This window comes from Pseudomonas sp. RGM2987, assembly GCF_022952855.1.
Classification (GTDB): Bacteria; Pseudomonadota; Gammaproteobacteria; order Pseudomonadales; family Pseudomonadaceae; genus Aquipseudomonas.
Genome location: NZ_JALJDX010000221.1, coordinates 155,020 through 173,790 on the forward strand (window position 1 = coordinate 155,020; position 18,771 = coordinate 173,790).

An 18,771-nucleotide genomic window follows, 5' to 3' on the forward strand; every position below is an offset into this window, starting at 1 on the left:
CCCCTCCCAACACCAGCGGGCCCGTTTCCGCGTGTTTTCTAACGCATAGACTACCAACAGGGGAATTCTTCGATGATCCGTAAGCACTTCGCAGGTGTTGCCGCCAGCGCACTGGCAATGGCAGTTACCGCCCAGGCTTTCGCCGGCACCGTCACCACCGACGGCGCCGATATCGTGGTCAAAACCAAGGGCGGCCTTGAGGTTGCCACCACTGACAAAGAGTTCAGCTTCAAGCTCGGCGGTCGTTTGCAGGCTGACTACAGCCAGTTCGACGGGATCTACACCGACAACGGCAAATCGGCTGACGCCGCCTACATCCGTCGCGCCTTCCTGGAGCTGTCCGGCGTGCTGTACACGGACTGGGCCTACACCATCAACTACGACATGTCCCACAACAGTGGCGACTCCGATAACGGCTATTTCGACGAAGCGTCCCTGGCCTACAACGGCTTCAAGCCGGTTTCCATCAAGGTCGGTCGTTTCGACCCCGACTTCGGCCTGGAAAAAGCCACCAGCTCCAAGTGGGTCACCGCACCTGAGCGTAACGCCGCCTACGACCTGATCGACTGGACCAACAGCCACCAGAACGGCCTGGGCCTGCAAGCCTCCAGCACCTTCGCCGACTCGTTCTACGCCTCGGCCGGTGTGTTCAGCAAAGACACCGACGACACCGACGGCGACAGTGTCAAGCAAGTCAACGGTCGCTTCGTCTTCGCCCCGATGCACGACGCCGGCAACGTGCTGCACTTCGGTGTGAACGTGGCTTCGCGTGACGTCTCCGACACCGTGTTCGACGCTCGTTATCGTTCCCGCCTGGGCATGCGTGGCGTGGAAACCCTCGGCGGCAACGATGCCGGTCCTAACGGCAACCGTCCGGTACTGGGCGGCGCCAACAACTCGCCGGCCGGCTCCTACGACCGCGACACCGCGTTCGGCCTGGAAGCCGCTTTCGCCATGGGCCCTGCGTCGATCCAGGGTGAATACATCACCCGCAAGACCAAGGCTGATGCCGATGGTTTCGAAGACATCAAGGGCCACGGCTTCTATGTCCAGGGCGCCTACACCCTCACCGGCGAATCGCGCGGCTATAAAGTCGGCAAGTTCGACGCCATCAAGCCGCAGAACAAGTCCATCGGCGCCTGGGAAGTGTTCTATCGCTACGACAGCCTGACCGTCGAAGACGACAACATCACCACCGCCAGCGCCACCCGTGACGTCGGCGATGCCGAAGCCAAGGTGCACAACCTGGGCGTGAACTGGTACGCCAACGAAGCGGTGAAAATCTCCGCCGCCTACATCAAGGCCAAGACTGACAAAGTCACCAACGTCAACGGCGACGACGACGGCGATGGCTTCGTGGTTCGTGCCCAGTACGTGTTCTAAGCCACGTAGCTGATACACCGCTCTTGCTTCATCCGTTAATGCTCCTTTGAACCCCGCCGCTGGCGGGGTTTTTTTTGAGCTGCATTTGGGTGAAGCACTGTATGGGCAGTCACCTGTCAACCCTGACAGTTTCAAGGCAGCGCGAAAGGGTGCTTACTCCCTTCAACGGCAGAACGATGAGGCTCCTGATCTGCTTGTCGAAATGCAGCGCCATGTACAGCACATGGCAGCCTACGGTGAATAGGGAGAGCAACATGGCGGGTTCAGATAAAACAGGTCAGCCCGCGTCCCGGGAGACAGTTGTGAGCTTTCGCTATGACGCACTGGACTCGCTGATCGGACGCGACATCCCCGAGGGCAGGGAGCAACGGTTCTACCGGAACGATGAACTGGCGACCGAGATCCGGGGTTCCGCCAGCAGCACTTTCGTCCGGGCAGAAGGCGTTGTGCTCGCCGAGCGTCAGGCAGGTGCCGGTCCAACACCTGTGTTACTGGCAGGTGACGAAAAGAACAGCGTGATCGGCGAGGTCAGTTCGCAGGCTGTCAAGGGAATGGCTTATTCACCCTACGGGCATCGCAACCTTGCCCTGCTGGTCGCCGGCCTGCTGGGGTACAACGGCGAGCGGCGTGAGGCGCAAACCGGGTGGTATCTGTTAGGCAAGGGTTATCGGGTGTTCAACCCGGTCTTGATGCGGTTCCACAGCCCGGACAATTTGAGTCCGTTCGGGGAAGGTGGGGTGAATGCGTATATGTATTGTGGGGGGGATCCGATTAATAATGTGGATCCGACGGGGCACTTTATTTTTAGTGCGTTTTCACGAAATTTCAGGAGCCTTATTGGGGTTAGAGTTACTACTGCATCTCCGCGCTTTAAAAATTATCCAGATATTCTTCGAGAAAACCCTCATAACAGGCCTACAACTATGCATACTTTTAAGCCTGAGCATGTTAAGCAGCTGAAACATAGAATCGAGCTATTAGAGAAAGATCTTAAGGTGGCTAAACGTCGTAATAACGCAGAAGATGTTGTAGGTCTTGAGCATCAAATACAGGATACCGAAAAGGCCCAAGCGATTGTGAAGGTGGGTGAGAAAGGTATTACAAAGTATGGGGCTGATATACTTAAGAAGAATACGGAGGAGCTTGTAAGTCGAAATCTTTACAGGGGGGCGAAAATGTCTAAACAAGCGATGGCTATACGAGAAGCTGGGTGGAAGGCCGAGAATCCATCAAGTGGAAAGAAACAGTGGCAATGGGAACAGACGTAATGGTCCTCAATATTATTAAAAAGGTGGAGAGTGATTTAGATGAACCCGCTCAATCAGCCTCTGATAAACCTATTGCGGACACCAGCACGTCTGGTGGAACTCTGGTGAGCTTCCACTATGACGCATTGGACTCTTTGATCGGACGCGCTACTTCCAACGGCAAGGAGCAACGGTTCTACCGAAACGAAGAGCTGGTGACCGAGATCCGAGGCTCCGCCAGCAGCGCTTTCGTCCGGGCAGAAGACGTTGTGCTTGCCGAGCGCCAGGAAGATGCGGGTCAAACGTTGCTTCTGCTGGCGAGCGATGAAAAGAACAGCGTGCTATGCGAGGTCAGTTCGCAGGGCCTCCAGGGCAGTGCTTATTCAGCGTACGGCCATCGCAGTAATGAGCCGTTGGCCGGCAGCCTTTTGGGTTATAACGGCGAGCGGAGAGAGATGCAGTTCGGTTGGTATGTATTGGGCAATGGCTATCGGGTTTTCAATCCTCGGTTGATGAGGTTCCACAGTCCGGATAATTTGAGCCCGTTTGGTACGGGAGGACTGAACGCCTATCAGTATTGTGGTGGCGATCCGATTAATAATGTGGATCCGGCGGGGCACACTTTTATTGGGCGGTTTCTGCGCAGCTTCAGACCAACTACTGCATCGCCTCCTCCTGGTGCTGGAGAAATCCCCGCCATATTTCTGTCCAGGCCAAAAGCAAACAAGGCAGCGACCTTGGTGCCATTGAGGATTAAAGATAACAAGCGGGTTCTGCAACAAGCAGCGTTCTATGAACGTGATGTTGAGAGAGCTGAGCTTATGAACTCACCGAACTTGCTTGTTATTAAGAGTCGAAGGGACGAATTCGTTAATGCGCTTCGGTACGGTGTCAAGCATGTAGGTCAGAAGGTGATTACCAAGCATGCGGTGAAGGAACTTAAGACAAAGCTAAAGGAGATGGCGTCTATAAGGGATGCAGAGAGAGCGGCAGATAAAGAAATGAGCGACATTAATTATGCTAAATGGTTGCGAAAAATTGCTCTGGAAAACTATGACCAACCTCGGCCAGGTCTTGGGCAAACGAGGCTCTTGGGTGCCTACGTTTGATGGTTTCGGATAATCAACTGTTCGGAGTGGATGGCAACGAGTTGCCTATCGCTTCCCAAACCGGGCGATTTCATCCGGCCTGAAGACTTTTATGTTTTTCTGCCCATTCTCTCCAGATCGGTGATACTCCCCCCATACGCCGCTGGATGCCGGGAACCCCATGCCGCTTCACATACTGGACAATCTATCCACCATCACGCCCCAGGAGTGGGACGCGCTGGTGCCCGCCAATCAACCGTTCCTGCGCCACGCCTTCCTCAGCACCCTGGAAGACAGCGCCAGCCTCGGCCCGCAGTCCGGCTGGCAGGCCGAGCATCTGTTGCACATCGAGGACGGGCGTTTGCGGGCGGCCTTGCCCAGTTATCGCAAGTGGCATTCCTACGGTGAGTACGTGTTCGATCACGGCTGGGCCGACGCCTGTGCCCGGGCCGGGATTGATTACTATCCCAAGCTGCTGACAGCGGTGCCGTTCAGTCCAGTCAGTGGCCCACGGCTGTTGGCGGCTGGGGCAGAGGATGGTCTGGAACTGCTGGGCAACCTGCCGGGGTATCTGGAAGTCGAAGGGCTTTCCAGCGCCCACATCAACTTCACCGATGCGTTCACCGACGCCGCGCTGGCCGGGCAGGAGGGTTGGCTGCAGCGGATCGGTTGTCAGTATCACTGGCAGAATCGCGGTTATCGCGACTTCCAGGACTTTCTCGATGCGCTCAGTTCCCGCAAGCGCAAGCAGATGCGCAAGGAGCGCGAGCAGGTGGCGGGGCAGGGCATCGAGTTCGAATGGCTCGAAGGCCATCAACTGGACGAGGCGCAGTGGGATTTTGTCTACGCCTGTTACGCCAACACTTATGCGGTGCGTCGGCAGGCGCCGTACCTCACCCGGGCGTTTTTCAGCCTACTGGCCGAGCGCATGCCCGAGGCGATCCGCGTGGTGCTTGCCAAGCAAGGTTCACGGCCGGTGGCGATGGCGTTCAGCCTGGTGGGGGGTGACAGTTTCTATGGGCGGTATTGGGGCTGCCTGGCGGAGTTTGACCGCCTGCACTTCGAGACCTGTTTTTACCAAGGGATGGACTACGCGATTGCCCACGGCTTGCAGCGCTTCGACGCCGGCGCCCAAGGCGAGCATAAGCTGATTCGTGGGTTCGAGCCGGTGATTACCCGCTCGTGGCATTACTTGCGCCATCCGGGGTTGAAGGCGGCGGTGGCGGATTTCCTGGCGCGCGAGCATGAGGGGGTGCTGGCGTATGCCGAAGAGGCGAGGGCGGCGCTGCCTTATCGGCAGGGTTGGTGGTGTTCGATCTATTCAATCAATCCCCACAAACCCACCCGTCTGATGCTGCCAAAGCCGCGCATACAACCCGCCGTGCGCCAGCAGTTCGGCGTGGCTGCCGGTTTCGGCGATGCGGCCATTCTCCAGGACTACCAAGCGGTCCATCCGCGCGATGGTGGAAAGGCGGTGGGCAATGGCGATCACAGTCTTGCCTTGCATCAGCGTCTCGAGACTTTCCTGGATCGCCGCTTCGACTTCCGAGTCCAGCGCTGACGTCGCTTCGTCCATGATCAGGATCGGCGCATCCTTGAGCAGCACTCGCGCAATAGCGATGCGCTGGCGCTGGCCGCCGGACAGTTTCACCCCGCGCTCGCCCACGTGGGCATCGAAGCCGGTGCGCCCCTCGGCGTCCGACAGCAACGGGATGAACTCATCGGCGCGGGCCTTGTGCACCGCTTCCCAGAGTTGCGCATCGCTGGCGTCGGGTTTGCCATAGAGCAGGTTGTCGCGAATCGAGCGGTGCAGCAGCGAGGTGTCCTGGGTGATCATGCCGATGCGCTCGCGCAAGCTTTCCTGGCTGACTTCGGCGATGTCCTGGCCGTCGATCAGAATCCGCCCGCCTTGCACGTCATAGAGGCGCAGCAGCAGGTTGACCAGGGTGGATTTGCCCGCGCCGGACGGGCCGATCAGGCCGATTTTCTCGCCGGGCTTGATGGTCAGATTGAGATCGCTGATCACCCCGCTTTTCTTGCCGTAGTGGAAGTCCACATGCTCGAAGCGCACCTCACCACGGGCCACCGCCAGGGGCTTGGCCTGGTCGCGGTCGGTGACGCTGACCGGCTGGGCGATGGTCTCCAGGCCGTCCTGGACCATGCCGATGTTTTCGAAGATGCCGTTGACCACCCACATGATCCAGCCGGACATATTGACGATGCGGATCACCAGGCCGGTGGCCAGGGCAATCGCGCCGACGCTGATCAGCGACTGTGTCCACAGCCACAGCGCCAGGCCGGTGGTGCCGACGATCAGCAGCCCGTTCATGCTGGTGATGACCACGTCCATGCTGGTCACTACACGACCGGCCAACTGGGCTTTTTCGGTCTGCTCCTGGATCGCCTCACGGGCGTATTGCTGTTCGAAATGGGTGTGGGCGAACAGCTTCAGCGTGGTGATGTTGGTGTAGCCATCGACAATCCGGCCCATGAGTTTGGAGCGGGCGTCGGACGACACCACCGAGCGTTCCTTGACCCTCGGCACGAAGTAGCAGAGTGCACCGATGTACGCGGCGATCCACATCAACAGCGGGATCATCAAGCGCCAGTCGGCTTCGGCGAACAGCACCAGCGAGCTGACGGCGTAGATCAGCACGTGCCACAGCGCGTCCACGGCCTGTACGGCTGAGTCGCGCAGGGAGTTGCCGGTCTGCATGATGCGCTGGGCGATGCGCCCGGCGAAGTCGTTCTGGAAGAAGTTCAGGCTCTGCTTGAGCACGTAGCTGTGGTTCTGCCAGCGGATCAGGCTGGTCATGCCGGGGCTCAGGGTCTGATGCACCAGCAGATCGTGCAGGGCCACGAAGATCGGCCGGAAGATCAGCGCCACCACGGCCATCCAGGCCAGCTCAAGGCCGTGGATCTTGAAGAAGTCGACGTTGGGCGTGCCTTGAGTCAGGTCGATGATGCGGCTCAGGTAGCTGAACAGCGCCACCTCGATCAGCGCACCGATCAGGCCCACCACCAGCAGCACGGCGAAGCTGGGCCAGACTTGTTTCAGGTAATAGGTGTAGAAGGGCAGGACGCGGTTCGGCGGGGCCGAACTCGGGGCGTCGCGGAAGATGTCGATCAGTTTTTCGAAACGGCGGTAAACCATGGGTCACTAGCCCGGGCAGGGCTCTCCTTTTCTGCTGTGAGCGGCGCGCGATTGCCGTCGCCGCTCAGGCTTGCCCTGTGGGTTCAGTCGATGCGCTTGGCCGACTTGATGATCACAGGGTCGATCGGCACGTTTTGCATGCCTTGTTTGGTGGTGGTCTGGGAGTTGACGATGATGTCCACTACGTCCATGCCCTTGACCACCTTGGCGAAGACCGCGTAGCCGGCGTCACGGCCCGGGTCGAGGAAGGCGTTGTCGGCCACGTTGATGAAGAACTGGCTGGTGGCCGAGTTCGGATCGGAAGTACGGGCCATCGACAGTGTGCCGCGCACGTTATGCAGGCCGTTGCTGGCTTCGTTCTTGATCGGCGCCTTGGTGTCTTTCTGCTGCATCTGCTGGGTGAAGCCACCGCCCTGGGCCATGAAGCCTGGAATTACCCGGTGGAAGATCGTGTTGTTGTAGAAGCCGCTGTCCACGTACTCCAGAAAGTTCTTGCTACTGATGGGCGCCTTGACCGGGTCCAGTTCGATTTCGATCTGGCCGTTGGTGGTGTCCAGCAGTACGTGGGGGGCCTTGGCAGGTTGTGCGGCCATCAGGTTGGCAGCAAACAGCACGGTACCGGCGGCGAGGGCAATCTTTTTCAGCATGGGTCAGTGATCCTGAGTGGTGGAATCGGTTGCGGTCAAAAATTCGAGCAGGGTCTGGTTGAAACGTTCGGGTTGATCCAGGGGGGTAGCGTGCCGTGAATCGGCGATGACCGCCAGCCGTGCGTTGGGTAGCTGCTTTACATAGGCTTCTTTCAGCGCCACCGGGGTGTAGTCGTGCTCGGCGCAGACGACGAGGGTTGGACAGGTGACCTGCGACAGTCGTTCCTGTACACCCCAGCCCACGATGGCGTCGAAACTGGCGAGATAAGCATGTTTGTCGTTCTTTGCCCAGCGCCGGGCCATTTCCAGGCGTAACTCGGATTGTCCGGGCTTGGGGAACAACTTGGCGCCCAAGGCCTTGCCGATGCTTTCCAGGCTGAGCAGGCGCATCAGGCTCCAGCGCTTGAACCATTGCCAGCGATCGTCGAGGGTGCGGACTTTGACTTCGGGCGCGCTGTTGACGATGCACAGGCTCTTGACTCGCCGGGGTTCATCCACCGCCAGTTGAAAGCAGATCATCCCGCCCATGGACCAGCCCACCAGGTGCACCGGCCCCAGGCCAAGGTGCTCGATCAGGGCCAGCAGGTCAGCGCTGAAACCTTCGATGCTGTAGCGCTCACGGGGTTTATCGGAGCGCCCATGGCCGCGTACATCCACCACGACCAAGTGGTAGTGGGTCGACAATACCGGGATCTGTTTTTCCCAATCCCGGGTGCTGGAACCCAACCCGTGGACCAGCACCAAAGGCGCGCCGTGGCCATATTCTTCGTAGTGCAGGTTGCAATCTTCGTGGACGAAATAGGCCATCGGCGAAATCCTTGTCAGGCTTGTTCAGGGGCGGCGAACGGCGCATCCAGCGGCGCAGTGTCGAAGGTGCGCAGCAGTTCGATGAGGATCTGCGTGGCTGGCCCCAGGGGTTTTTCCTTGTTCGAAAACAGATAGAAGGTCGAGTTGCGGCTGCCCCCTTGCTCCAAGGGTAGACGCTTGAGCAGGCCTTCCTTGAGTTCCCGTTCGATCATGTGCCGGGGCAGCCAGGCGAAGCCCAGGCCGCTGCCGACGAAGGTCGCGGCGGTTGCCAGGCTGCCCACGGTCCAGCGCTGTTCGGCGCCCAGCCAGCCGACATCGCGCGGTTGCTGGCGACCGGAGTCGCGGATCACCACTTGCAACTGGCTTTCCAGGTCCTGGAAGTTCAGCTCGCGGTTGAGGCGGTGCAGGGCGTGTTCGGGATGGGCCACCGCGACGAACTCCACGTCGCTCAACTCCGCGCCCAGGTAGCCGGGGATGCTGAAGCCGCTGATCGCCAGGTCGGCCACGCCTTCAAGCAGCACTTCTTCGACCCCCGACAAGACCTCTTCGCGCAGGCGCACCCGGCAACCGCGGCTTTGCGGCATGAAGGCGGTCAAGGCGCGCACGAGGCGGGCGTTGGGGTAGGCGGCGTCGACCACCAGCCGTACTTCCGCTTCCCAGCCCTGTTCCATATGGTGGGCCAGGTCTTCCAGTTGGCTGGCCTGTTTCACCAGTTGCCGGGAACGGCGCAACAGCACGCCGCCGGCTTCGGTCAGCACCGCCTTGCGCCCGTCGATGCGCAGCAACGGCACGCCGAGCTGATCCTGCATGCGGGCCACGGTATAGCTGACCGATGACTGGGAGCGATGCAACACTTCAGCTGCCTGGGCGAAACCGCCATGGTCCACCACGGCCTGCAACGTTCGCCATTGATCAAGGGTCACGCGGGGCGCTTTCACATTGAGCTCCTCTTGTCCTAAGCTGGCGGTCCCCTGGTGGAGACTGCCGAATGAAGAAAATCTGTTGCGCGGTACTGGCCTTGCTGCCGCTGACTGCCTTTGCCTACCCGATCGACGTGGAAAAACACCTCAACGGGCTGAGCATCGACTACAACGCCTATGACACCGACGCCGACATCGGTTCGATCCAGGTCAACAACTACGGCAACACCGACGCGGCCTGCACCGTGGTGTTCCGCAACGGACCCGAAGCGCCGCGCACCCGCAAGATCGAAGTCGCCGCCGGCAAGTTCAAGAACGCCACGGCCAAATTCAATCGCAACATCATCAAGCTGCGCATCGTATTGACCTGCCAGCCGAAATAGCCCGGCGGCGGAGCACTGCGCAACGCATGCTCCGCTTATAAACGAATTTATCGATGCTTTGCAGCAATTATTTGCGCTTTTTCATCGATACGACCGCGTTTAACCTTCACTCCATCGACTTACAACATTCTCAGATGGAGCCTACATCCCATGTCCCGCGTTCTGATCATCGAAAGCAGTGCCCGCCAGCAAGACTCGGTTTCCCGTCAACTGACCCAGACCTTCATCAGCCAGTGGAAAGCCGCACACCCGTCCGACGAAATCAGCGTGCGTGACCTGGCGATCAATCCGGTCCCGCACCTGGATGCTCATCTGCTGGGTGGCTGGATGAAGCCCGCCGAGCAGCGCAACGACATCGAAAACGCTTCGCTGGAGCGCTCCAACGAGCTGACCGATGAGTTGCTGGCCGCCGACGTGCTGGTGATGGCCGCGCCGATGTACAACTTCGCCATCCCCAGTACCTTGAAAGCCTGGCTCGACCACGTGCTGCGTGCCGGCGTGACCTTCAAATACACCCCGACCGGCCCCCAAGGTCTGTTGACCGGCAAGCGCGCCTTTGTGCTGACCGCCCGCGGCGGCATCCATGCCGGTGGCAGCACGGACCATCAGGAACCGTACCTGCGTCAGGTCATGGCCTTCATCGGTATCCACGACGTGACCTTCATCCATGCCGAAGGCATGAACCTGGGCGGCGATTTCCAGGAGAAGGGCATGAATCAGGCCAACGCCCAACTGGCCCAGGTCGCCTGATCCGTTAATCCTCGGGTAATCGCCAGGTGGTCTAGTGGCCTGGCGCTTCCCTTCAAACCGTTTTGCGCATCGAACCTCCCTTTGCACTTGTTGCTCCTGAGTGCCGTAGCCCGATTGAACGCTTTAGCGAGATCGGGCTTTTTTTTGCCCGCGATTCCACTCACACAGCCCCCCTGTAGAAGAAGCCCCCTCTGTGGGAGCGAGCCTGCTCGCGATAGCGTCGGTTGAGCCAGCACCTTTGTTGACTGACACACCGCCATCGCGAGCAAACTCGCCCCCACCGCTCAAACCCGCTATCTTCGCCGCCATTCGAAACCGGGGGGCGTATGGGCTATCTACTTTTTGTGACATTGATCCAGGCATTTTCCTTCAGCCTGATCGGCGAATACCTAGCCGGGCATGTCGACAGTTATTTCGCGGTGCTGGTGCGGGTTCTGCTGGCGGGGCTGGTGTTCATTCCGTTGACGCGCTGGCGCCAGGTCGAGCCGGCGTTCATGCGCGGCATGCTGGTGATCGGTGCCTTGCAGTTTGGCGTGACCTACGTGTGCCTGTACCTGAGCTTCCGGGTACTGACCGTGCCCGAAGTCCTACTCTTCACCATCCTCACACCGTTGCACGTGACCTTGATCGAAGCTGCCCTGAACCGTCGCTTCAATCCCTGGGCGCTGATCGCGGCGCTGGTGGCCGTGGCCGGTGCGGCGGTGATTCGCTACGACCGGATCAATCCGGATTTCTTCATGGGCTTCCTGCTGCTGCAACTGGCCAACTTCACCTACGCGGCCGGGCAGGTGTTGTACAAGCACTTGGTGGCGCGCCATCCGAGCGATCTGCCGCACTACCGACGGTTCGGCTATTTCTACCTCGGCGCGCTGGCGGTGGCGTTGCCGGCCTTCCTGTTGTTCGGCAAGGCGAACTTCTGGCCTGAAGCGCCGTTGCAATGGGGCGTGCTGGTGTTCCTTGGCCTGGTCTCCACCGCGCTGGGGCTCTATTGGTGGAACAAGGGCGCGTGCCTGGTCAACGGCGGGACGCTGGCGGTGATGAACAACCTGCACGTCCCGGTGGGGCTGTTGCTGAACTTGCTGATCTGGAACCAGCACGAGGAACTGGGTCGGTTGTTCCTCGGTGGCTCGGTCATTCTGGCGGCGGTATGGATCAGCCGTCTGGGCCTGCGCAGCGCCCAGGCTACTTAGCCGCCAATTGCTCCACCAGGAACTCAATGAATGCCCGGGTTTTCTGCGGCAGGCGCCGGGCTGACGAGTACACCGCGTTGATGCTGATCGCCGGAGCCTGCCATTCGCACAGTACCGGTACCAATCGCCCGGCAGCCAGGCCTTCTTCGACGATGAAGTCCGGCAACAGCGCAATGCCCATGCCAGCCTCGGCGGCCTGGGCCAGCAAGTCGCCGTTGTTGACGTGCAACGGGCCGGTGACCGTGACCCGCTGCGTCTCCTTGCCGTTGCTCAGTTGCAGACTCACGCCACTTTGCAGATAACCGTAGTTGAGGCACTGGTGGGCGCGCAGGTCCTGGGGCGTCTGCGGTACACCGACGCGCTCCAGGTACGCGGGGGCGGCGACCATGATCCGCGGCGCGGGGGCCAGTTGCCGGGCGATCATGGTTGAGTCCGGCATGCTGGCGATGCGGATGGTCACGTCGAAACCGCCGCGCACCGGGTCGACCTGCTGGTCACTGAGCACCACTTGCAACTCGATGTTCGGATGCTGCTCATGGAACAGCGGGATCAGCTTGCCCAGCCGACGCAGGCCGAACGACATCGGCGCATTGACCCGCAACACCCCGCGCAACTCACCGATTCCATCCCGGGCTCGTTGTTCGGCCTCATCCAGTGCCGCCAGGACTTCCCTTGCCGCTTCGAAATACTCCGCGCCCGCCTCGGTGAGATGCAGGCTGCGGGTGGTGCGTTGTAGCAGCTGCACGCCGATCGCTTCTTCCAGCGCCTGAATCTGCTTGCTGACCTTCGACCTCGGCACGTCCATGGCCCGTGCGGCGGCGGCAAAGCCGTTTTCGCCCACCGTGACGACGAACGCGCGCATGCATTCGATGCGATCCATGATTGTCCCTATTTTAGAATCAATGATTCTCGATTTTAGGTAATTGTCCCTTTTATGGCTAGCCCCTAAAGTAGCACCCATGGCGACGACATCACCGCTGAAGCGAACGTCGACCACCCCTAACTGATTGAAATCTTGACATTAAAAAGGAACACACCATGTCTAACCGCGAACTGCTGAACCCAACCAACTCCGCCCTGATCCTGATCGACCATCAGCCACAAATGGCCTTTGGCGTGCAGTCGATCGACCGTCAGACCTTGAAGAACAACACCGTGGGTTTGGCTAAGGCAACGAAGATCTTCAACGTACCGACCATCTACACCTCGGTCGAAACCGAAAGCTTCAGCGGCTACATCTGGCCGGAGTTGCTGGCCGTTCACCCGGATCAGAAACCCATCGAACGTACTTCGATGAACTCCTGGGAAGACAAGGCGCTGGTCGACGCAGTAAAAGCCACCGGCCGCAAGAAACTGATCATCGCGGCGCTCTGGACCGAGGTCTGCCTGACCTTCCCGGCCCTGGAAGCACTGGCTGAAGGCTACGAGGTGTACATCGTCACCGACGCCTCCGGCGGCACCACCAAAGAAGCCCACGACATGTCAGTACAGCGCATGATTCAGGCCGGTGCGGTACCGGTGACCTGGCAGCAAGTGCTGCTCGAATACCAGCGTGACTGGGCGCACAAAGAAACTTACGAGGCGGTGATGCAACTGGTCCTGGAACACAGCGGCGCCTACGGCATGGGCGTGGACTACGCCTACACCATGGTGCACAAGGCACCGCAGCGTCAGGCCAAATAACCAACCGAAGCGGTAACCCCTGTGGGAGCGAGGTGTGCCCGGTATTGGTATACGAACCGAATCCCTGTGGGAGCGGGCTTGCTCGCGAAAGCAGAGTATCAGTTGATATCTGATTGACTGACCCACCGCCTTCGCGAGCAAGCCCGCTCCTACAAGGGGTGGTGTGGGTTTCAGATGACCTTTTTCTGTGGCTCGGCTATGTGACTCGCCCCCAACACCGCCGGCAGCATCCCCGAACGCAAATCCATGCCACTGGGCTGCTGGTACAGGTTCAACCCGAACTCCGGCATCACCGCCAGCAGATAATCGAAAATATCCCCCTGGATGCGCTCGTAATCGGCCCACACCGTGGTGCCGGTGAAGCAGTAGATTTCCAGTGGTATGCCCTGGGCCGTGGTTTGCAACTGGCGGACCATGCAGGTCATGTTCGGTTGGATCTCGGGATGGCTCTTCAGGTACGCCAAGGCGTAGGCGCGGAAGGTGCCCAGGTTGGTCATGCGCCGGCGGTTGGCCGACATGACCGCGACGTTGCCCTGGGCTTCGTTCCAGGCCTTGAGTTCGGCCTGTTTGCGGCTGATGTAGTCGGTTAGCAGACGCACCTGGGTCAGGCGCTGTTCTTCCTCATCGTGTAGAAAGCGCACGCCGCTGGCGTCGATGAACAGGCTGCGCTTGATCCGCCGCCCGCCGGACTGCTGCATGCCGCGCCAGTTCTTGAACGATTCGGACATCAGCCGCCAAGTGGGGATCGAGACGATGGTCTTGTCGAAGTTCTGCACCTTGACCGTGTGCAGGGTGATGTCCACCACGTCGCCATCGGCACCGACCTGGGGCATCTCGATCCAGTCGCCAACCCTCAACATGTCGTTGCTGGTCAATTGCACGCTGGCGACGAAGGACAACAGCGTGTCCTTGTAGACCAGCAGGATTACCGCCGACATCGCACCCAAACCCGACAGCAGTAACAGCGGCGAGCGGTCGATCAGCGTGGCGACGATGATGATCGCGCCGAACACATAGAGCACCATTTTCGTCAGTTGCACATAGCCCTTGATCGAGCGGGTACGTGCATGTTCGGTGCGGGCGTAGACATCCAGCAGGGCGCTGAGCAGGGCACTCAGTGCCAGCACCATGAACAGGATGGTGAAGGCCGTGGCGACATTGCCGAGCAGTACCAGGCTGGTCTTGCCGAGTTCCGGCACCAGGTGCAGGCCGGACTGGATGATCAGTGATGGGGTGGTCTGCGCCAGGCGATGGAAAACCTTGTTCTGGCGCAGGTCATTGACCCAGTGCAAGGCGGGCTGGCGTCCCAGCAGCTTGGCACCGTGCAGGATCAGGTAGCGCGCCACGCGCCCGAACACCAGGGCGATGGTCAGCAGCAACAACAGGCCGAGGCTGGAATGCAGGAGCGGGTGCTGGTCTAGGGCACCCCAGAGGTCTTGGAGGTTGACCCAGAGCTGTTTGATATCCATGGACGAAACGATTCTTCTATAAAGGACGCGACGGCGCGATTAGAGCATTTAAGCCGGTCCAGGTGACTGTTTGCGGCGTACCGGTTGAAAAAAATGCCGCTGATTGTCGGCGTTTGCAGAAAGAAACTCGGCCTTCGCGCTCGAAACCGTTACCCTATGCAGCTGTTTTTTTGCATTTCTTCGAGGTAGCACCCGTGTTTTCCGAATTCGCCCTGCACGAACGCCTGCTCAAAGCCGTGGCCGAGCTTAAATTTGTCGAGCCAACGCCCGTGCAGGCAGCGGCCATCCCGCTCGCGCTCCAGGGGCGTGACCTGCGGGTGACGGCGCAAACCGGCAGCGGCAAGACCGCCGCGTTCGTGCTGCCGATCCTCAATCGCCTGATCGGCCCGGCCAAGATTCGCGTCAGCATCAAGACTTTGATCCTGCTGCCGACCCGTGAACTGGCCCAGCAGACCTTGAAGGAAGTGGAGCGCTTTTCGCAGTTCACCTTCATCAAGTCCGGCCTGATCACTGGCGGTGAAGACTTCAAGGTCCAGGCCGCCATGCTGCGCAAGGTGCCGGATATCCTGATCGGCACCCCGGGGCGGATGATCGAGCAACTGAACGCCGGCAACCTGGACCTGAAAGAAGTCGAAGTGCTGGTGCTGGACGAAGCCGACCGCATGCTCGACATGGGTTTTGCCGAAGACGTGCAGCGCCTGGTGGACGAATGCGTCAACCGCCAGCAGACCATGCTGTTCTCTGCCACCACCGGTGGTTCGGGTCTGCGGGAGATGGTCGCCAAGGTGCTGAACAACCCGGAGCACTTGCAACTCAACGCGGTCAGCCAACTGAACTCCACGACGCGTCAGCAGATCATCACGGCTGACCACAACGTCCATAAAGAGCAGATCCTGAACTGGCTGCTCGCCAACGAAACCTACGAAAAAGCCATTGTGTTCACCAACACCCGGGCCATGGCCGACCGCATCTACGGTCGCCTGGTGGCTCAGGAATACAAGGCGTTCGTGCTGCACGGCGAGAAGGACCAGAAGGACCGCAAGCTGGCGATCGATCGCCTCAAGCAGGGCGGCGTGAAAATCCTCGTCGCCACCGACGTCGCCGCCCGTGGCCTGGACGTGGATGGCCTGGACATGGTCATCAACTTCGACATGCCCCGCAGCGGTGACGAATACGTGCACCGCATCGGCCGTACCGGCCGCGCCGGCAACGATGGCTTGGCGATCTCGCTGATCTGCCACGGCGACTGGAACCTGATGTCGAGCATCGAGCGCTACCTCAAGCAGAGCTTCGAGCGCCGCACCATCAAGGAAGTCAAAGGCACCTACGGCGGACCGAAGAAGGTCAAGGCCTCGGGCAAGGCTGTGGGCGTGAAGAGGAAAAAGGTCGACGCCAAGGGCGACAAGAAGAAAACCGCCGCCAAGGCCCCGACCAAGCGCAAGACCGCCAACCGCCCGAAAGCCGAAGCGCCTTCGCTGGTGAGCAAGGACGGCATGGCCCCGCTCAAACGCCGCAAGCCAGAGGCTCCGGCGGCTGAGTGAATCGGCGGCACTGCTTCACAAAAAAAACCGGACCTGTGTCCGGTTTTTTTATGGGTGGAAACCCACACTCAAGCTTGGCACTGCCCCCGTGGCGAGGGAGCTTGCTCCCGCTGGACTGCGCAGCAGGCCCAACGATAGCGGCCTGCTCATCAGCCTCATAGGTTGACTGCCTGAGCAGAGGGGGCGCTTCGCACCCCAGCGGGAGCAAGCTCCCTCGCCACAAGAGCCGGGGGGTTGGCTTTGGTTGATTAGCCAGCCTTTTTCTCGGCGTCTTTCAACTCACCCAAGCGCTTATCGATCAACTGGCACTTGTCCGGCAGATCCTTGCTGGCCGTGTCCAGGTCCATGGCCTGCAATTCATCATTGATTTCCTTGGCCTTGGTCGGGTTTTGCTGGGTGAGCCGAGTCACTTCCTGGGCCAGTTGTTCACGCTTGACGGTGGCCTCCTCGGGGGTGCAGGCCCAGGCGGGCAGGGCGCTGGCGAGGGCGGCGGCGAGGGTGAGCTGCATGAGGGTTTTCATGGTGGGGGCCTCGTATTCCTTGTAGGCAGGTAATGGGTTGAGGCTGGTGTCGGGTGGAAAGTTCATTGCCAAGGCTTGGTTGTCGTCCATTTCCCGCAGCTTCCTACGACCCTTCCAGTCGCTCGACGAGACATTTCTTGCCGTATAGAGAGAAGGAGCTGATTTCAGATGAGCGGTCCCAGCGATAGCCTCAAAGCTCAATTATTTAATTGACGTCAAAATGATGGCTAACTAATATCGCGCCGCTATTTTGATATCACTTTCGCTCGAGGGATCGAACATGTCCTCACCCGCCCTTTGGGCGAGGTTGTGCCTGGCTTTGCTATGCCTTTCTCCACTGAGCCTTGCCAACGCCGCCACCACGCCCGGTGACACGGACCTGATCCGCGAGCGCCAGAATCGCCTGCTCGAAGAGCAGCGTCGGCGTCTGGAAGACTTGAAGGACCTGCCTGGCAAAGAGACGCAGCCGACCCAGTCCACGGCGCCTGCCGACAGCCGTTGCTTCCCGATCCAGACCATCGAACTCAAGGGCGCCGACAGTCTCTCTAAACGCGAGCGCCAGGCTTTGCTCAAGCCCTATATCGGCCAATGCCTGGGCGTGACGCAGCTCAACGAACTGCTCAAGGTCATCACCGACCACTACATCGAAAAAGGCCTGGTCACCAGCCGTGCCTACCTTCCGCAGCAGGATCTTTCCGGCGGGCACCTGCAAGTGCTGGTGGTCGAGGGACGGCTCGAAGGTCTGAAAGGCGCCGAAAACAGCCAACTGTCGGAGCGCGAATTGGCCATGGCATTCCCCGGCCAGACCGGCGAGCTGGTCAACCTGCGAGAGATCGAACAGATGGTCGATCAGCTCAATCGCCTGCCATCGAACCAGGCGAAAATGGAGCTGACCCCCGGCCAGAACGTCGGCGGCAGTGAAGTGCGCGTCACCAACGAGCCGAAAAAGCCCTGGCGTGCCGGGCTGTCGCGCAGCAACGACGGCCAGCGCAGCACCGGTGAGCAGCAGTGGGGCAGCAGCTTTGAATGGGACAGCCCACTGGGCCTGGCTGACCAGTTGATGCTGCGCGGCGGTCACGACGCAATGACCGACCACCAGCACACCTCCAACAACGCGATGCTCTATTACAACCTGCCTTGGGGCTGGTGGAACGTCAGCTACACCTACAGCCAGAGCGAGTACCGCTCGCAGATCGCCGCCAACGGTTTCAACTTCAAGCAGACCGGCGACAGCCAGAACCATCAGTTGCGGGTCGAGCGGGTAATCCACCGCGATGCGCTGAGCAAGACCTCCCTCAACACTGGCCTTTCGTACCTGCGCACCAACAACTTCATCGAAGACAGCAAGCTTCGCGAGAGCAGCAATCGCATCAGCGAGGCCCAGTTCGGCATCAACCATGGACGGCGGGTCGGCAGTGCCTTCGTCAACCTCGATCTGGGAATGCAGGAAGGCATCGGTGCCCTCGATGCCCAGGGCGATCACGACCCGGGCCCCGGCGTGCCGGACGCGCGCTATCGCAAATACACCGCCACCGCCAGCTACCTGCAACCGTTCAAGCTGTGGGACGAGTCGTTCAGCTTCAGCAGCCTGATGACCGGCCAGCGCAGTGAAGACGTGCTGTTCAGCCCGCAGCGCATGAGCCTGGGCGGGCAGTCGTCGATTCGTGGTTACAAGGACCAATCCTTGTCTGGCGACAGCGGCGGCTACTGGCGCAACGACTTGCGCTGGAGCCGTCCGGTGACGCTGGAGTGGCTGCGCCCGGTATTTGCCGAATATGGCACCAGCCTCGGTTATGACCAGGGCGTGATTCGCGGTGACCGCTACAACGGCCAACAACACGGGCGCATGTCGAGCAACTCGCTGGAGCTGTTCGCCCGCGGTGAGCACCTCAGCGCCAGCGTCACCTTCGCCCACTCCCTGGAACGACCGGACGCCCTGACCGAGCGCGAAGCGCCGATCTACTTCCGCATCGATGCATTTCTCTAAT

General features: G+C 60.1%; 16 protein-coding genes and 1 pseudogene. 10 read left to right on the plus strand and 7 right to left on the minus strand.

Going from position 1 to position 18,771, the window contains the following annotated elements:
• The first annotated feature begins 72 nt into the window (after positions 1-72).
• The 4 genes and pseudogenes from RGM2987_RS26170 to RGM2987_RS26185 all read left to right on the plus strand — a co-directional run.
• Entirely contained in the window at positions 73-1,383 is a 1,311-nt protein-coding gene (locus tag RGM2987_RS26170) for an OprO/OprP family phosphate-selective porin (RefSeq protein WP_245145756.1), read from the plus strand.
• A 254-nt stretch (positions 1,384-1,637) separates the two neighbouring features.
• Positions 1,638-2,651 carry an RHS repeat-associated core domain-containing protein gene (locus RGM2987_RS26175; protein ID WP_245145757.1) on the plus strand — a complete coding sequence of 338 codons (1,014 nt, stop codon included), beginning with the start codon at positions 1,638-1,640 and terminating at the stop codon, positions 2,649-2,651.
• Entirely contained in the window at positions 2,636-3,739 is a 1,104-nt protein-coding gene (locus tag RGM2987_RS26180) for an RHS repeat-associated core domain-containing protein (RefSeq protein WP_245145758.1), read from the plus strand. The genes RGM2987_RS26175 and RGM2987_RS26180 overlap by 16 nt, the downstream gene beginning before the upstream one ends.
• A gap of 160 nt (positions 3,740-3,899) precedes the next feature.
• Positions 3,900-5,018 (plus strand): annotated as a pseudogene (locus RGM2987_RS26185) (GNAT family N-acetyltransferase); the annotation flags it as partial.
• Positions 5,019-5,039: 21 nt separating this feature from the next.
• Here the strand turns inward: RGM2987_RS26185 and RGM2987_RS26190 are convergent.
• The 4 genes from RGM2987_RS26190 to RGM2987_RS26205 form a co-directional block, all read right to left on the minus strand.
• Positions 5,040-6,872: an ABC transporter ATP-binding protein gene (locus RGM2987_RS26190; protein ID WP_245145759.1), complete on the minus strand. Its 1,833-nt coding sequence runs from the start codon at positions 6,870-6,872 to the stop codon at positions 5,040-5,042.
• A gap of 83 nt (positions 6,873-6,955) precedes the next feature.
• The gene (locus RGM2987_RS26195) at positions 6,956-7,519 is read right to left on the minus strand and encodes a peptidylprolyl isomerase (RefSeq protein ID WP_245145760.1); all 564 of its coding nucleotides are present in this window, start codon (positions 7,517-7,519) and stop codon (positions 6,956-6,958) included.
• 3 nt (positions 7,520-7,522) lie between these two features.
• On the minus strand, positions 7,523-8,326 hold the full coding sequence (locus RGM2987_RS26200; protein ID WP_245145761.1) for an alpha/beta hydrolase: 804 nt from the start codon (positions 8,324-8,326) through the stop codon (positions 7,523-7,525).
• A 14-nt stretch (positions 8,327-8,340) separates the two neighbouring features.
• The gene (locus RGM2987_RS26205) at positions 8,341-9,264 is read right to left on the minus strand and encodes a LysR family transcriptional regulator (RefSeq protein ID WP_076385912.1); all 924 of its coding nucleotides are present in this window, start codon (positions 9,262-9,264) and stop codon (positions 8,341-8,343) included.
• A 50-nt stretch (positions 9,265-9,314) separates the two neighbouring features.
• Between RGM2987_RS26205 and RGM2987_RS26210 the strand changes: the two genes are divergently transcribed.
• The 3 genes from RGM2987_RS26210 (at position 9,315) to RGM2987_RS26220 (ending at position 11,569) form a co-directional block, all read left to right on the plus strand.
• Positions 9,315-9,629, plus strand: a complete 315-nt coding sequence (locus RGM2987_RS26210) for a 3-phosphoglycerate kinase (protein WP_245145762.1) — start codon at positions 9,315-9,317, stop codon at positions 9,627-9,629.
• A gap of 150 nt (positions 9,630-9,779) precedes the next feature.
• A complete protein-coding gene (locus RGM2987_RS26215) occupies positions 9,780-10,379 on the plus strand; it encodes an FMN-dependent NADH-azoreductase (RefSeq protein ID WP_245145763.1) in 600 nt (199 codons plus the stop codon).
• 326 nt (positions 10,380-10,705) lie between these two features.
• Positions 10,706-11,569 carry a carboxylate/amino acid/amine transporter gene (locus RGM2987_RS26220; protein WP_245145764.1) on the plus strand — a complete coding sequence of 288 codons (864 nt, stop codon included), beginning with the start codon at positions 10,706-10,708 and terminating at the stop codon, positions 11,567-11,569.
• On the opposite strand, the gene RGM2987_RS26225 is transcribed toward RGM2987_RS26220, so the two are convergent.
• A complete protein-coding gene (locus tag RGM2987_RS26225; RefSeq protein ID WP_245145765.1) occupies positions 11,562-12,449 on the minus strand; it encodes a LysR family transcriptional regulator in 888 nt (295 codons plus the stop codon). The two genes, RGM2987_RS26220 and RGM2987_RS26225, sit on opposite strands and share 8 nt — an antisense overlap.
• Before the next feature lie 158 nt (positions 12,450-12,607).
• Here RGM2987_RS26225 and RGM2987_RS26230 point away from each other — a divergent pair, with 158 nt between their 5' ends.
• Complete coding sequence (locus RGM2987_RS26230; RefSeq protein WP_245145766.1) at positions 12,608-13,252, plus strand: hydrolase; 645 nt, start codon at positions 12,608-12,610, stop codon at positions 13,250-13,252.
• Between the two features lie 170 nt (positions 13,253-13,422).
• Here the strand turns inward: RGM2987_RS26230 and RGM2987_RS26235 are convergent, their stop codons facing one another.
• Complete coding sequence (locus tag RGM2987_RS26235) at positions 13,423-14,721, minus strand: mechanosensitive ion channel family protein (RefSeq protein WP_245145767.1); 1,299 nt, start codon at positions 14,719-14,721, stop codon at positions 13,423-13,425.
• A gap of 194 nt (positions 14,722-14,915) precedes the next feature.
• On the opposite strand from RGM2987_RS26235, the gene RGM2987_RS26240 reads away from it, so the two are divergent.
• Positions 14,916-16,262: a DEAD/DEAH box helicase gene (locus RGM2987_RS26240; RefSeq protein WP_245145768.1), complete on the plus strand. Its 1,347-nt coding sequence runs from the start codon at positions 14,916-14,918 to the stop codon at positions 16,260-16,262.
• Positions 16,263-16,510: 248 nt separating this feature from the next.
• Here the strand turns inward: RGM2987_RS26240 and RGM2987_RS26245 are convergent, their stop codons facing one another.
• Positions 16,511-16,783: a hypothetical protein gene (locus RGM2987_RS26245; protein ID WP_245145779.1), complete on the minus strand. Its 273-nt coding sequence runs from the start codon at positions 16,781-16,783 to the stop codon at positions 16,511-16,513.
• A gap of 280 nt (positions 16,784-17,063) precedes the next feature.
• On the opposite strand from RGM2987_RS26245, the gene RGM2987_RS26250 reads away from it, so the two are divergent.
• A complete protein-coding gene (locus RGM2987_RS26250) occupies positions 17,064-18,770 on the plus strand; it encodes a ShlB/FhaC/HecB family hemolysin secretion/activation protein (RefSeq protein WP_245145769.1) in 1,707 nt (568 codons plus the stop codon).
• The last annotated feature ends 1 nt before the right edge of the window (position 18,771 follow it).

Coding starts and splice junctions, on each gene's coding strand:
- RGM2987_RS26170 (WP_245145756.1), top strand. CDS start 73: ATGATCCGTAAGCACTTCGCAGGTGTTGCCGCCAGCGCACTGGCAATG.
- RGM2987_RS26175 (WP_245145757.1), top strand. CDS start 1,638: ATGGCGGGTTCAGATAAAACAGGTCAGCCCGCGTCCCGGGAGACAGTT.
- RGM2987_RS26180 (WP_245145758.1), top strand. CDS start 2,636: ATGGGAACAGACGTAATGGTCCTCAATATTATTAAAAAGGTGGAGAGT.
- RGM2987_RS26190 (WP_245145759.1), bottom strand. CDS start 6,872: ATGGTTTACCGCCGTTTCGAAAAACTGATCGACATCTTCCGCGACGCC.
- RGM2987_RS26195 (WP_245145760.1), bottom strand. CDS start 7,519: ATGCTGAAAAAGATTGCCCTCGCCGCCGGTACCGTGCTGTTTGCTGCC.
- RGM2987_RS26200 (WP_245145761.1), bottom strand. CDS start 8,326: ATGGCCTATTTCGTCCACGAAGATTGCAACCTGCACTACGAAGAATAT.
- RGM2987_RS26210 (WP_245145762.1), top strand. CDS start 9,315: ATGAAGAAAATCTGTTGCGCGGTACTGGCCTTGCTGCCGCTGACTGCC.
- RGM2987_RS26215 (WP_245145763.1), top strand. CDS start 9,780: ATGTCCCGCGTTCTGATCATCGAAAGCAGTGCCCGCCAGCAAGACTCG.
- RGM2987_RS26220 (WP_245145764.1), top strand. CDS start 10,706: ATGGGCTATCTACTTTTTGTGACATTGATCCAGGCATTTTCCTTCAGC.
- RGM2987_RS26225 (WP_245145765.1), bottom strand. CDS start 12,449: ATGGATCGCATCGAATGCATGCGCGCGTTCGTCGTCACGGTGGGCGAA.
- RGM2987_RS26230 (WP_245145766.1), top strand. CDS start 12,608: ATGTCTAACCGCGAACTGCTGAACCCAACCAACTCCGCCCTGATCCTG.
- RGM2987_RS26235 (WP_245145767.1), bottom strand. CDS start 14,721: ATGGATATCAAACAGCTCTGGGTCAACCTCCAAGACCTCTGGGGTGCC.
- RGM2987_RS26245 (WP_245145779.1), bottom strand. CDS start 16,783: ATGAAAACCCTCATGCAGCTCACCCTCGCCGCCGCCCTCGCCAGCGCC.
- RGM2987_RS26250 (WP_245145769.1), top strand. CDS start 17,064: ATGTCCTCACCCGCCCTTTGGGCGAGGTTGTGCCTGGCTTTGCTATGC.